The 14,163-nt window shown below is 72.4% G+C and carries 8 protein-coding genes; 3 read left to right on the top strand and 5 right to left on the bottom strand.

Annotation, left to right across the window (positions count from 1 at the left end):
- The first annotated feature begins 46 nt into the window (after positions 1–46).
- The 3 genes from ACIHEJ_RS08270 (at position 47) to ACIHEJ_RS08260 (ending at position 4,975) form a co-directional block, all read left to right on the top strand.
- On the top strand, positions 47–1,336 hold the full coding sequence (locus ACIHEJ_RS08270) for a ribonuclease D (protein ID WP_400133166.1): 1,290 nt from the start codon (positions 47–49) through the stop codon (positions 1,334–1,336).
- A gap of 295 nt (positions 1,337–1,631) precedes the next feature.
- Positions 1,632–2,849: a thiolase family protein gene (locus ACIHEJ_RS08265; RefSeq protein ID WP_400133164.1), complete on the top strand. Its 1,218-nt coding sequence runs from the start codon at positions 1,632–1,634 to the stop codon at positions 2,847–2,849.
- Positions 2,846–4,975, top strand: a complete 2,130-nt coding sequence (locus ACIHEJ_RS08260) for a 3-hydroxyacyl-CoA dehydrogenase NAD-binding domain-containing protein (protein ID WP_400133162.1) — start codon at positions 2,846–2,848, stop codon at positions 4,973–4,975. Before ACIHEJ_RS08265 ends, ACIHEJ_RS08260 begins: the two co-directional genes overlap by 4 nt.
- A 56-nt stretch (positions 4,976–5,031) precedes the next feature.
- On the opposite strand, the gene ACIHEJ_RS08255 is transcribed toward ACIHEJ_RS08260, so the two are convergent.
- From ACIHEJ_RS08255 to ACIHEJ_RS08235, 5 genes are read right to left on the bottom strand one after another with little or no spacing between them, the layout of a single operon-like run.
- Positions 5,032–6,996 carry a hypothetical protein gene (locus tag ACIHEJ_RS08255; protein ID WP_400133160.1) on the bottom strand — a complete coding sequence of 655 codons (1,965 nt, stop codon included), beginning with the start codon at positions 6,994–6,996 and terminating at the stop codon, positions 5,032–5,034.
- A gap of 49 nt (positions 6,997–7,045) precedes the next feature.
- Positions 7,046–9,142, bottom strand: coding sequence for a glycosyltransferase family 4 protein (locus tag ACIHEJ_RS08250; protein WP_400133159.1), 2,097 nt, complete (start codon positions 9,140–9,142; stop codon positions 7,046–7,048).
- A complete protein-coding gene (locus ACIHEJ_RS08245) occupies positions 9,139–10,902 on the bottom strand; it encodes a stealth conserved region 3 domain-containing protein (protein ID WP_400133157.1) in 1,764 nt (587 codons plus the stop codon). The genes ACIHEJ_RS08250 and ACIHEJ_RS08245 overlap by 4 nt, the downstream gene beginning before the upstream one ends.
- Complete coding sequence (locus ACIHEJ_RS08240; RefSeq protein ID WP_400133155.1) at positions 10,899–12,515, bottom strand: sugar phosphotransferase; 1,617 nt, start codon at positions 12,513–12,515, stop codon at positions 10,899–10,901. Before ACIHEJ_RS08240 ends, ACIHEJ_RS08245 begins: the two co-directional genes overlap by 4 nt.
- 15 nt (positions 12,516–12,530) lie before the next feature.
- The gene (locus ACIHEJ_RS08235; RefSeq protein WP_400133153.1) at positions 12,531–14,087 is read right to left on the bottom strand and encodes a stealth family protein; all 1,557 of its coding nucleotides are present in this window, start codon (positions 14,085–14,087) and stop codon (positions 12,531–12,533) included.
- Between the last annotated feature and the right edge of the window lie 76 nt (positions 14,088–14,163).

Here is a 14,163-nt window from a genome sequence, read left to right as displayed (position 1 = left end):
AACGTTCCGTCGACGGGCGCCGTCCACACACCGATACCCTTGACAGGTGACCGACGCCCAAGACACCGCAGCAGACAGCGCCCTGCGCACCACCGGAGGCACCCCTCCGGACGACGCCGGATCTTCTGTGACGGGGACGCCGGTTCCGCTCCTGGAGCCCCGCGAGGGCATTCCACCCGTGATCGCGGACGAGGCCGCCCTCGCCGAGATGGTCGCCGCCTTCGCCGCGGGCTCCGGCCCGGTCGCCGTGGACGCCGAGCGCGCCTCCGGCTACCGCTACGGCCAGCGCGCCTACCTGGTCCAGCTGCGCCGCGAGGGCGCCGGCACGGCGCTGATCGACCCCGTCGCCTGCCCCGACCTGTCCGGGCTCGGCGAGGCGCTGTCCGGCGTCGAGTGGGTGCTGCACGCGGCCACCCAGGACCTGCCCTGCCTGCGCGAGATAGGCATGATCCCGACGCGCCTGTTCGACACCGAGCTGGCCGGCCGGCTCGCCGGGTTCCCCCGGGTGGGCCTCGGCGCCATGGTCGAGAACGTCCTCGGCTTCGTCCTGGAGAAGGGCCACTCCGCGGTCGACTGGTCCACCCGCCCGCTGCCCGAGCCGTGGCTGCGCTACGCCGCCCTGGACGTCGAGCTCCTCGTCGACCTGCGGGACGCCCTGGAGAAGGAGCTGGACCGGCAGGGCAAGCTGGAGTGGGCCCTGCAGGAGTTCGACGCGATCGCGGCCGCACCGCCCGCCGAACCGCGGAAGGACCCCTGGCGCCGGACGTCCGGGATGCACAAGGTGCGGCGGCGCCGGCAGCTGGCCGTCGTGCGGGAGCTGTGGCAGACGCGGGACCGGATCGCCCAGCGCCGGGACGTGTCACCGGGCAAGGTGCTGAGCGACGCGGCCATCGTCGAGGCCGCGCTCGCGCTTCCGGGCAACGTGCACGCGCTGGCCGCGCTGAACGGCTTCGGCCATCGGGCGGGGCGGCGGCAGCTGGAGCAGTGGCAGGCCGCGGTCGACCGGGCGAAGGCGCTGTCCGAGAGTGCGCTGCCGCAGCCGGGGCAGCCGGTGACCGGGCCTCCGCCGCCGCGCGCCTGGGCCGACAAGGACCCCGCCGCGGCGGCTCGGCTGTCCGCGGCCCGGGCGGGAGTGACGGCTCTCGCCGAGGAGCTCGCCATGCCGCAGGAGAACGTGGTGTCCCCGGACACGGTCCGGCGCATCTGCTGGGAGCCGCCGAAGGTGGTCGACGCCGGGTCCGTGGGGGTCGCGCTCGCGGGGTACGGGGCCCGGCCGTGGCAGGTCGAGCTGGTGACGCCGGTCCTGGTCTCGGCGCTGTCGGCGAAGGGTGCCTAGCCGCCGCAGGGCTTGATCCCGTACGGCGGCGGCGGGTCGTCCCGGGCTGCTCGCGCCCACCCGGGCACGCCGCAGGCCGGTCGCGGCCCCGCTCCCCCGAGGGGCGCTGCCCGCATGTCCGGCCCTCCGGATCAAGCCATACCCCGGGCGGGACGCGGCTCCGCCGGTGTGATGTTCGCCGCTCCCCCGGGCAGGACTGTGCAGCTACGTTACTCATAAGTAGCATGGGCCTGAGCGCGCGCTCAGCGCTTGCGCGTCGCAGCTGTGCCATCCCGCACCCTGGAGGAGAGCCATCGTGCCTCGTACCGTCAGGGACGTCGTCTTCGTCGACGGCGTCCGCACCCCGTTCGGCAAGGCGGGCCCGAAGGGCATCTACCACGAGACCCGCGCCGACGACCTCGTCGTGAAGGCGATCCGGGAGCTGCTGCGCCGCAACCCCGGTCTGGACCCGAAGAAGATCGACGAGGTCGCCATCGCGGCCACCACGCAGATCGGTGACCAGGGTCTGACCCTGGGCCGCACGGCGGGCATCCTCGCGGGCCTGCCGCAGTCCGTCCCCGGCTACTCCATCGACCGCATGTGCGCCGGCGCCCTGACCGCCGTGACGACCACCGCCGGTTCGATCGCCTTCGGTGCCTACGACGCCGTCATCGCCGGTGGCGTCGAGCACATGGGCCGGCACCCGATGGGCGAGGGCGTGGACCCGAACCCGCGTTTCGTCTCCGAGAAGCTGGTCGACGAGTCCGCCCTGTTCATGGGCATGACCGCGGAGAACCTGCACGACCGCTACCCGCAGATCACCAAGCTGCGCGCGGACGAGTACGCGGTGCGCTCGCAGGAGAAGGCCGCCAAGGCGTACGCCGACGGCAAGATCCAGCAGGACCTGGTGCCGATCTCGGTGCGCCGCACCAACCCCGAGGCCGGCGAGACCGGCTGGGGCCTGGTCACGGCCGACGAGCCGATGCGCCCGGGGACCACCCTGGAGAACCTCTCCGGCCTGAAGACGCCGTTCCGTGTGCACGGCCGGGTCACCGCAGGCAACGCGGCCGGTCTGAACGACGGCGCCACCGCGTCGATCATCGCGAGCGAGGACTTCGCCCGCGAGAACGGCCTGCCGGTCAAGATGCGCCTGGTCTCCTACGCCTTCGCGGGCGTCGAGCCGGAGGTCATGGGCTACGGCCCGATCCCGGCGACGGAGAAGGCCCTCGCCAAGGCGGGCCTGTCCATCTCCGACATCGGCCTGTTCGAGATCAACGAGGCCTTCGCCGTCCAGGTCCTCGCCCTCCTCGACCACTACGGCATCGCGGACGACGACGAGCGCGTCAACCAGTACGGCGGCGCCATCGCCTTCGGTCACCCGCTGGCCTCCTCCGGCGTCCGTCTGATGACGCAGCTGGCCCGCCAGTTCGAGGAGCAGCCGCACGTCCGCTACGGCCTGACCACCATGTGCGTCGGCTTCGGCATGGGCGCGACGGTCATCTGGGAGAACCCGCACTTCGAGGGGGACAAGTGAGCACCACCGCAGAGCTTCTGAAGGGCGCGGCCGAGCTGTTCCCGGACGAGGTCGTGACGTCCGCGCACGTACGCCACCTCGACCTGCCGTTCGGCGCCGGGCGCTTCGCGCTCATCACGCTGGACAACGGCTTCGACCACACCAAGCCGACCACCTTCGGTCCGGCCTCGCTGGCGAACCTCAACACCGCGATCGACCAGGTCGAGGCGGAGGCCGCGGCCGGTGACATCGTCGGCGTCGGCATCACCGGCAAGCCGTTCATCTTCGCGGTCGGGGCCGACCTCAAGGGCGTCGAGCTGCTGAAGAAGCACGAGGACGCGCTCGCCATCGGCAAGGGCGGCCACGAGGTCTTCAAGCGCCTCGCGGGCCTCGCGGTCCCGACCTTCGCGTACTACAACGGCGCGGCCATGGGCGGCGGCGTCGAGGTCGGCCTGCACTGCTCCTACCGGACCGTCTCCGAGGCGATCCCGGCGTTCTCCCTCCCCGAGGTCTTCCTGGGCCTGGTCCCGGGCTGGGGTGGCTGCGTGCTGCTGCCGAACCTGATCGGCGCCGACAAGGCCGTCTCGGTCATCATCGAGAACAGCCTCAACCAGAACAAGCAGCTCAAGGGCCGGCAGGTCTTCGACCTCGGCATCGCCGACGCCATCTTCGAGGGCGCCGACTTCCTGGAGCAGTCGCTCGTCTGGACGGCGAACGTCCTCAAGGGCGACATCGAGGTCGAGCGCCCGGTGATCGACCGCGGCGAGGGCTGGGACCAGGCCGTCGCCAAGGGCCGCTTCATCGCGGACTCCAAGGTGCACGGCGCGGCCCCGGCCGCCTACCGCGCCCTCGACATCATCGCCGCCGCCAAGAACGGCGACCTGCAGCAGGGGTACGACGCCGAGGACCAGGCCCTCGCCGACCTGATCATGGGCGGCGAACTGCGCGCCGGCATCTACGCGTTCAACCTGGTGCAGAAGCGCGGCAAGCGCCCGGCCGGCGCCCCGGACAAGAACCTGGCGCGCCCGGTCACCAAGGTCGGCGTCGTCGGCGCCGGTCTGATGGCCAGCCAGCTCGCCCTGCTCTTCCTGCGCCGCCTCGAGGTGCCGGTCGTGCTGACCGACATCGACCAGGAGCGGGTCGACAAGGGTGTGGGTTACGTCCACGCCGAGATCGACAAGCTGCTCGGCAAGGGCCGCATCAACCAGGACAAGGCCAACCGCCTCAAGGCGCTGGTGAGCGGTGTCCTGGACAAGGCCGAGGGCTTCGCGGACGCGGACTTCGTCATCGAGGCCGTCTTCGAGGAGATCGGTGTCAAGCAGCAGGTGTTCGCGGAGGTCGAGGCCGTCGCCCCGGCGCACGCGATCCTCGCGACCAACACCTCCTCGCTGTCGGTGTCGGAGATGGCGTCGAAGCTGAAGCACCCCGAGCGGGTCGTCGGCTTCCACTTCTTCAACCCGGTCGCGATCCTGCCGCTGCTGGAGATCGTCCGCGGTGAGAAGACGGACGACGCCTCGCTGGCCACCGCGTTCGCCGTGGCCAAGAAGCTGAAGAAGACCGCGGTCCTCACCAAGGACGCCCCGGCGTTCGTCGTGAACCGCATCCTGACCCGCTTCATGGGCGAGATCCAGAACGTCATCGACGAGGGCACCCCGGTCGAGGTCGCCGAGAAGGCGATCGAGCCGCTCGGTCTGCCGATGTCCCCGCTGGTGCTGCTGGAGCTGGTCGGCCCGGCGATCGGCCTGCACGTCTCGGAGACCCTCAACCGGGCCTTCCCGGACCGCTTCACGGTCTCCCCGAACCTCGCGGCCGTCGTCAAGGCGGGCAAGCGCGGTTTCTACGTCTACGACAGCGGCAAGCCGGAGCTGGACCCCGAGGTCGCGGCGCTGCTCGAGCAGGGCGACGTCGTCCTGACCGAGGAGCAGGTCCGGACACGTGTCCTCGACGCGGTGGCCCAGGAGATCGGTCTGATGCTCGACGAGGGTGTCGTCGCCGAGGCCCAGGACATCGACCTGTGCCTGATCACGGGCGCCGGCTGGCCCTTCCACCTGGGCGGCATCACGCCGTACCTGGACCGCGAGGGTGTCTCGGAGCGCGTGAACGGCAAGAAGTTCCTGGCTCCTGGCGTGGCGTCGGTTCCGGCGTAACGGTCGTACGGATGTGAGAGAGGGCCTCCGCCTGCGGGCGGAGGCCCTCTGCCGTCTCAGCGCCAGGGCCCCAGCGGGCTGCCCACCGCCGGCGCGAGCTGGCGGCGGACGTGCAGTTGCCCGTCCGTACCGATGACCGCGACGGCCACGGCGCCTGCCGCGTCGTACGCCATCGCCGGGGCGTGGGCGAACATCCCGCCCGACTCGTGCCAGTGGGTGCCGGAGACGTTCTTGTCCCGATCGGGCAGGGAGACGACGAGTCGCCCGCGGCTGCCGCGGTGGGCCAGGAAGGCCTCGCGGGCGCCGCGTTCGGGCGCCCACAGCGCGGCGACCGCGCCCGTGCCGCCGTGGCCGCCGAGCCCGGCGCCGGATCCCGGCCAGCGGCCGTCGGCGTGCTGGCGGTACGCCATGACCTGCTGGGTGCCGGCCTCCCGGAAGTACAGGCAGGTACGGCCGTCACCCGAGTCGACGGCGGTGATCCCGCCGGTCGCCGGTCGGCCCGTCTGCAGCGTCTCGTCCAGGAGGAAGGGCCCGCCGGGTTCGGCCTGGTGCCAGCGCCAGACCGAGTTCTTGCCGGGCACGTACAGCTCCACGGTGCCGTGGGCGGTGGTCAGGGCGGTGCCCGCGTCCTGGACGTAGCGGCCGCCGAGGTTCTCCCAGGGCCCCCAGCTGCCGTCGGTGTCGCGCCGGCGCAGGCTGATGCCCTGGTCGAAGTTGCGGACGAAGACGTACAGCCGGCCGGCCGCGTCGACCGCGGCGGACGGCACACCCGCCTCCCGCTGCCGGCGTCCGTCACCGTGCGCCCAGTCGGGGTTCTCCAGGGACTGCCATCCGCTGAAGCCGTTGCCCCCGAGGTCCTGGACCGTGTGTACGACGTCCACGGTCACCCCGCTGCCGACGATGTTCTGGCGGCGCAGGCCCACGAGTTCGGCCGGACCTCCGGGCAGCCCGGTGACGGCGAGGGTCGGGGCGATCCAGCCGTCGCCGAGGACGAAGGGGCCCTTCCACTCGCCGCCGGCCGGGGCGGTCTCCGTCCAGAACGCGAGCCGGCCGGCCAGTACCCCGAAGGCGTTGAGCCGCCCGCCCGGCCCCAGGCGCAGCCAGTCGGTGGTGGGCGAGTAGCGGTAGGCGACGCTGTTCATGTGGGTGCTGCGGAACGGGTTCGGCCCCAGTTGCCGGTCGCCGCAGGTCTGGCAGGTGCCGTGCGGGCAGACGGCCGGGGCGTCCAGACCGCTGTACGTCGCGAGGTACTCGGCCTTCTCCGTGATCGCCGTCGAGTCGAGGTTGTGGCCCCAGAAGCGGTTGGCGTAGGCGCGGTAGTGCTCGACGACCGGGTTGTGACCGGCCTTCCGGTGCCGGGTGAGGGCGGCCAGCGCGAACTGTGCCGTGGTGGTGTGGTCGACGTGGTCGGAGCAGACGAACTCGCTCTGGCCGCCGTCGTGTTCCGGGTCGGGGTCCAGGGTGCGCACCGCGGTGGGCCGGACATGGCCCAGGAGGGCGGTCAGTGCGGCGATCACCTGTTCGCGGGTGATGTGCTGGACCTCGCCGACGGTGCAGCCGTGCACCGGGAGCGTGGCCTGGGTGCGCAGGGCGCCCTCCCACAGGTCGTGGAGCCGGGTGCGGGTGCCGCGCTCGGTGGGGGCGCCCATGTGCAGCTGCAGGAAGTACAGGCACACGGAGTCCCGCCCGGCCAGGGTGAACCGCTCCGCGGCGAACCCCGGGACCAGGTCCACGGGTTCGCGCTGCCAGGGGTGGTCACGGTTCCCGGTGGCCATCCGGGCGTACGCGGAGCGCAGCCCGCAGCCGCGCTCGGTGCTGTAGCGGGCGAAGTCGGGAGGAGCGGCACGGCGTTGGGGTTCGCCGGTGTCGACGTTGACGCCGTCGCCCTCCCCCGCGGTGAGGATCACGGTCGTGATCCGGTCGCCGTCCTGCAGGGAACGCGCCAGGTCGGGGTTCATGAAGTACAGGTCGTCGTCCTGGTGGGCGACGATGTGCAGGATCGAACGGGTGGACGTGGTCATCGGGCCTCCTCGGGCGTCGCGTCCGCACAGGTCGCCGGGGTGGTGCGCCTCATCGGTCCACCACGTTCATCGCCATGGCGCCCGACGCCGAGCAGTAGGGCCGCACCCACACCGGACGGGCCGGGTGGACCACGGCGTACGGGGAGGCCTCGTCGCCCACCAGCGGGACCGAGGGGTAGACGTAGGCCCCCTTGACGTCGGGGAAGTCCTCCAGCAGATGGCAGACGCGCACCTTGCGGCGGTCGAACGGGTCGGGCTGCAGCCACCAGTCCCAGTCCTCCCAGCGTTCGAGGCGGTGGTCGACGACCTGGCGCAGCGGTGCCTCGGCACGGAACGACTGGCGGCCGAGGATCTGGACGGGCACGGAGAAGTTCCGCCCGTGCCGGCCGCGGCGGCTGACGACGAACAGGGCGCCCGGCTCGATCCGGCGCCCCCCGGACAGCACCCCGCGCAGCGTGATCATGCCGTCGCCCGCCTCGACGCCGGTGCACTCCACGTGTTCCTCGCGCAGCACCGTGCGCAGCATCAGCCGGCCGTTCGGCTGTGCGTAGGGCAGGTTCCAGGCGATCGAGGCGGCCGGGGGGCGGGCGACGAGGCGGGCGCGGGCGTCGATGAGGGCTCGGGTGTCGCGGACGCCGGCCTTCATGTGCACGGGCGAGGACTTGGGGGCGCTCATGGTCACCTGCCAGCGTCCGTCGCCGAGGTCGTCGAGGGCCGTCGGGGTGAGGACGGCGGTGTAGCGGGTTCCGCCGTTGTCCAGGCCGGAACGGGAGGTGCGCAGCGGGACGTCGGGGCGGCGGTCGCCGTCGGCGGGCTGGTGGCGCAGCACGAACTGCCAGCGGCGGCGGCCCTCGGCGGGCCCGTCGGCACAGAAGTGCAGGCAGCCGGCGTCGGCGGCGGTGACGTCCACGGTGGCCGCGCCGAGCGCGGCCGGGGGCACGGTGAGCCGGTCGGCTCCCGCCTTGCGCGGGCCGGCGGGGGCTCGGTAGCCGCGCTCGGCGGCGGCGCGGCGGCGGGCGGCGTCCTCGAACAGCTCGAGGTAGCGGTCGGCCACGGCGGCCGGATCGTAGCGGGCCGCGTTGCGCAGGGCCGCGGCGCCCATGGTGCGACGCAGCGGTTCGTCGGCCATGAGGCGGCGCAGGCCCCAGGCGATCCCCTCGACCTCGCCGTTGGGCACGAGGAAGCCGTCCTCGCCGTCGGTCAGGATCTCCCGGGGGCCGACGGGACAGTCGGTGGAGACCACCGGCAGGCCGCAGCGCATCGCTTCGACCAGCGTCATGCCGAACGACTCGGCGCTGGAGGTGACGGCCGCGACGGAGCCCTTGGCCCACTCGGACTCGATCGGCGAGAAGCCGCCCATGAGCAGGGCCCGCCCGGTCAGGCCGAGTTCGGTGACCAGGCCCCGCAGCTTGCCGGCCTCGCCGCCGTCGCCGTAGATGCGCAGCTGCCAGTCGGGGAACTCCTCGGCCAGCTGGGCGAAGGCGCGGATCAGCAGGTCGTACCGCTTGATGTGGTGCATGCGGCCCGCGCTGACGACGACCTTGCGCGAGCAGTCGGAGGGCTCGACGGACGGCTCGGGCACGCTGTTGGGGATGCCGACCACGGGGATGCCGGGGATCGGGGTGTGCTCCGTGAACGAGCGGGCGTCCGCCCCGGTGACCGTCGTGATCGCGTCGAGCCGCGGGTAGACCCGGGCCATCTCCGCGCGCACCGCCGGTGGGATGGCCAGGTGCGTCATGTGCTCCTGGGCGACGCGCAGGGCGCCGTCGCGGGTGTGGGCGGCGACGAAGAGGTTGAGGCTGGGCCGGGTGCCGACCACCACGTCGGCGGAGGTCCTCTGCAGTTCGCGGATGATGCGCCCGTCGGTGAACCTGCTGTACTGCGCGAAGAACTCCTCCTGGCGCGGCACCACTTCGCTGGGTTCGTCACTGCCCGCGGCGCCGCGGTCGGCGGAGCCGGGGCGCAGGTCGACGAGGGCGCGGACGGTGACGCGCGGGGAGATCTCGAACTTGGTGGCGGTGGTCCGCCGGAAGACCGAGACGATCTCCACGTCGTGCCGGACGCAGAGCGCCTCGGCGAGGTTGATGACGGTGCGGTTGGTGCCGCCGATGCCGTAGATGTTGTTGATCAGGAAGGAGATCTTCACCGGACCTCGCCCTCCTTGCACTCGAAGGGACTCGGCACCGGGTAGTAGCTGCGCAGGAACGTGTTCAGCATCTGTGTCTGCCGCTCGACGTCATGGCCGTCGGACAGGGTGTCGTTGATGCAGAACGCCTGCCGGTCGCGGCGGGCCAGCAGGATGCCGAGCCGGCGCTGGATCTCCGGCTTGGCGAGGTCGAGGTAGGCGAAGGTGATGTTCGAGGGCACGGCGCGGCCGGTGAAGTAGGCGTAGTAGTGGTAGAGCGAGGACGGGATGGAGATGTCGCCGGCGCTGCGGAACCTGCTGCGCGAGGTGTTGCGGTGCTCCTCGGCGAACTCGCGCTCGATCTCGTGCAGCACGCTGCGCCGCAGCGCGTAGGGTGCGTGCCGCAGCTTCTGCACGATGGCGCTGCCGAAGTGCTCCTGGAGCAGGCGCCGGTTGTTCTTGCCGGCCGCGTCGACCGGGCGGTCCACGGGGCTGAGGTCCCACCGGGGCACCTGTGACGGGGAGAAGAAGGTGCGCGTCATGCCGTTGGACAGGAAGAAGTCCTGCGGGGTGACGGGGCTGCCCAGGAACATGTCGTCGTTGAAGTACAGGAAGTGCTCGGACAGGCCTTTGATGTGGTGCAGGCGACTCTCGATGGCGTGCGAGTTGAAGGTGGGCAGCGCGGACGGGTCGTCGAAGATCTCCGAGTGGTCGACCACGGTGAGGCGCGGGTGGCCGTCGTTGAGCCAGGACGGACGCTGATGGTCGGTCACCAGATAGACGTGGCGCACCCAGGGGGCGTTCTGCTCCAGCGCGCGCAGGGAATAGCGCAGCTCGTCACGGCTGATGTAGCGGGCGGGGTTGGCGGACTCGGTGTGGTAACCGCCCTCGCCGTAGCCGCCGCGCCGCCGCTGCCACGCGGGATCGCTGCCGTCGACCCAGGTGTAGACGACGTCCACCGGGAAGCGCACGTCCTCGGGCAGGGCGTCCGCGCAGGGCCGGATGGTGCGCACCGAGCGGGTGCGCCGGGTGTGCAGGGCGGCGAAGCCGGTGAGCCGGCTGACCGGGACGGTCACCCGGGGTTCGTCGAGGGCGACGTCGTCGGTGACGCGGTTGGGGCGGGGCGCGACCAGGCGTCCGTCCTCGTGCTGCCAGAACTCCACGTCGCAGCCGTGCTCCAGGCCCAGGACCAGGGAGCCCGCCGGGTCGCTCCACACCATGCCGACCCGCACGACGCTCGCCTGGCCGGCCAGGCGCCGGCCGCCGCGCGAGCCGGCCAGCACGGTGCCGCCCTGCGCGCTCTCGCCGTGGCAGGCTCGCAGGTAGACGGGGCTGCGCTCGGCGCAGCGGGCCAGCACCCGGCCGACCCGGTCGCGGTCGGCCTCGGCGACGGCCAGACAGGAGCGGAAGTCGGAGGCACCGCGCACCGCGAAGTAGTCGACACCGGCCTCCTCCAGGGCGGTGACGACGAGTTCCAGGTTGGCCTCGCGCAGGCCGAGCGGTGACACGGTCGGCCGGACGAGGGCGATCCGGGCGCCGTGCCCGGCGAGCGCGGCGAGCCCTTCGCCTGCCCGGAACAGGTGCGGCCAGCGGCGGCGGGCCCGGGCGCCGCGGAACAGGCGGGCGCCCAGGGTGACGGTGTGCAGCCGGCGCAGCAGCTGCTTCAGCGCCATGCGCAGCCGCGCCGGGACCCGGCGTGCGATGCGGCGTCTGAGGCCCGCGGGGACCAGGGTGCGGTACGCCCCGACCGCGGCGGATGCCTCGGGGTTGCCCATGCTCACGGCCGGATGCCCGCCTCGTCGTCGTGGTGGTCCCGCTCCAGGGGGCTCGGGACGGGGAAGTATCGGTGCAGGAACCGCACGGCGGCCTTGGTGCCGCCGCGCTCCCGCGCCTCCTCGGTACCGAGACCGAAGAGCTGGATCTGCTGGGTGTCGCGGCGGACCAGAAGGCGTTCCAGGTGGTTGCCGATGCCGGGCAGTGCCGCGTGCAGCGCCACCGAGGCCTCGCCGGAGGGGTCGGCGAGGCCGGCGGTGTGCCCGACGTGGTGGACCACACCGTCCAGCGGATGCGTGCCGGGTACACCGGTCAGCCGCTGGACGTCGTCGAGGGGCAGCGGTGCGCCACCGGACTCCATGAGCCGGGCCAGGGTCTCGGCGCGGTGCGGCTGCGGGCCGTGCGCGTACCCGTGGGCTGCGACGCGACCGGTGGCCGCGTACGCGGTGCGGGTCCACGGCGCGAAGGACTCCTGGGCGTTCCAGGGGCCGCGCCGGGGGCGGGTCGCGCCGTTCGGGGTGAAGTAGTCGAAGGCACGGACCGGCCGGCCGAACAGGGCTCCGGGCCGCAGCAGCAGGAACTGCTCGGCGAGGTCGGGCAGTTGGTGCAGGTACCACTCGGATCCCGGCCGGGCCCGCACCACGGTGAGCCGGTCGTCGGCCGCCAGCCAGGCCGGCGGCTCCGCCTCCGCGACCACATGGACGGCGTCCACCCAGGGGGCGTACTGGTGCAGGGAGCGCAGCCCGGCCCGCAGCAGCTCCTCCCCCCACGCGGTGGGGTGCTGCCACAGCAGGACCGCGTCCACCGGGAAGGTGATCTCCTCGAGCCGGGGTACGTCGAAGCTCTCCAGGGTGATCGTCGGCTCCATGTCGCCGTCGATGTCGCAGTAGCCGGACAGCCGATCGAGTCCGATCTCGACGCCGGGCGCGTCGCTGGGCACCGCGCGCTGGACCCGGTTGGGGCGCGGGCCGATCAGCCGCTCGGCGGGCAGGTCGGTGTTGGCGGTCCAGAACTCGATCTCGATGCCCTGCTCCTCGCCGACCCAGAGGTTCTCGGTGGGCTCGGTGCGCAGCCAGACCAGACGGATGACCCGGGACTTGCCGTAGTGCTTCCACGCCTTCACATGGCTGCCGGGCAGGTCCCCGGTGTCGTTCTTGGCGGGTGAGACGGAGACGACGTAGCCGGTGTGCTCCTCCAGCAGCGCGCGCAGGACCCGGCGGACCGCGCCCTTGTCCTGCTGGTCCACGGCCAGGCAGATCCGGCGGTCGTCGAGACCCGGGACGGCGAACCAGGGGATGTCGGCGGTGTCCAGGGCCTGGGTGACCAGGTCGTGGTCGAGCCGGCGGGCCAGGTCGACGGTGAGGCCGGTGTGCACATGTCCGACCCTGCCGTCGGGCGCGTGGGTGCGGCGCTCGGAGTGACCGAGCTGCGCCCTGCGCACCCGGCGCAGTGCCCTGCGGTGCAGCCGTGCCTCACGGCGGCTCAGGGTCCGGGCGAGCTGCCGCTTGACCTTGCGCCGCACGCCGGCGGGCACCGTGGTCGAGGCGGCGGAGCGCACCGGCTGCGGGACGAGGCGTTTGTAGACGTTGGCCGCGGAGCTCATGGACGTCGGGTCCGGCACGTCATGAACTCCTTTTCATCGCTCGTACGGACTGGGGGTGGGGAAGTAGGACGTGAGGAAGCCGTCCAGCAGCTCCTGTTGCGCCTCGATGTCCTCCGGTGTCGAGAAGGCGTCGTTGAGGCAGAAGGAGTCCTGGTCCCGGCCGTCGAGCAGCCGCTGCAGCCGGTCCGCCAGGTCCGGCACCGCCAGTTGGAGGTAGGTGAAGGGCATCGAGCCCGGTTGGGCCCGGCCGGTCAGCGCCGCGTAGTAGAGCGCGAAGGACGAGGTCGGCGACAGGTCGGTCATCGCCCGGAACCGGCTGGCCGCCGTACGCGCCCAGGCCTGCGGGAAGTCCCGCTCGGCCTCGTCCATCGCCGAGCGGCGCAGCGCGTACGGAATGTGCTCCATCGGCTGGGTGATCACCTTGCCGAAACGTTCCAGCAGCAGGGCGCGGTTGTTCTTGCACGCCGCGTCGACCGGGGTGTCCGTCTCCATGACCGGGCCCTGCGGGATGCGGTTGCGCGAGGGGAAGTAGCGGGCCGTGCCGCTCGGCGTGAAGAAGGCGTGCGGAGCCACCGGCCGGCCGATGAACATGTCGTCGTTGAAGTACAGGAAGTGCTCGGCCAGACCCTCGATGTGGTGCAGCTGCGACTCGATCGCGTGCGAGTTGAACACGGGCAGCACCGACCGGTCGCGGAAGATCTCGCGGTGGGTGGCGATCCGGATGCCGGGCACGTCCTCGCGCAGCCAGGCCGGGACCTGGTCGTCGGTGACGATGTGGATCGTGCGGATCCACGGCGCGAACAGGTGCAGCGAGCGCACCGAGTAGCGCAGTTCGTCACGGCTGATGAAACGGGCGTCGCTCGCGGACTCCGCGTGGTAGACCTCGCCCTTCGCCTGCGCCTTGCGCTGCTGCCAGGCGGGGTCGTTGCCGTCGACCCAGGTGTAGACGGCGTCGACGGGGAAGGCGATGTCGTCCGCGCAGTTCACCAGGAACTCGGGACGCGTGGGCAGCGCGGGCGCGAGGTGCCGCGGGGTCCAGTCCGAGACGAACCGGCTGAACAGCCTGGCGGAGCCGAGGACGTTCCCGCCGTCGGCGGCGACGGCCCAGGTGGCACGGTTGGCGCGGGGCGCGAGCAGGTACGTGCCCTGCCGCTGCCAGAACTCGATGGCGCAGCCGTACTCGTGCCCGAGGAGCAGGTGCCGGTCCGGGTCGGTCCGGTACCAGCTGATCTGCAGGACACGCGCGTCGGCGACGTCACGCCAGGCCCTGGGATCACGGGAGGAGACGGGCTTGGCCGGCCGGGGCGCGTCCGGGTCGATCACGCTGAGGTGGCCGGGGAACTGGCCCATCCCGCGGAACACCACGGCGAGCACACGGTCCCGGTCCTCCTCTGCCACGGCGACGACCGTGCCGTGGTCGGAGGTGCCGCGGACGGCGAAGTGGCCGACGCCCGCCGTGGCGAGCAGCGCGGTGAGCGCGGACCGGTTGGCCTCGCGGGCGGCAAGCGGTGTCAGTGCCGGCTCGACGTAGACGTCGCCGTGCTCGGGGGTCAGCGTCGTGGTGCCGGCCTCGGCGGCTGACTGCCGCACGGCATGTCCCCCTGGAGCGGGGCCCGCTGCACCCGCCGTCCGCCCGAGAGCATGATCGGAGAGAGCCGTCACGTCG

The organism is Streptomyces sp. NPDC052301 (assembly GCF_044593395.1).
In the GTDB taxonomy this organism is placed as follows: Bacteria; Actinomycetota; Actinomycetes; order Streptomycetales; family Streptomycetaceae; genus Streptomyces.
The sequence above is the reverse complement of the archived record's forward strand: the minus strand, read 5'-3'. Positions and strand labels throughout refer to the sequence as shown.

Bases quoted from the DNA above. Each gene is read 5' to 3' on its own strand.
- ACIHEJ_RS08255 (WP_400133160.1), bottom strand. From the start codon at position 6,996: ATGACCACGTCCACCCGTTCGATCCTGCACATCGTCGCCCACCAGGAC.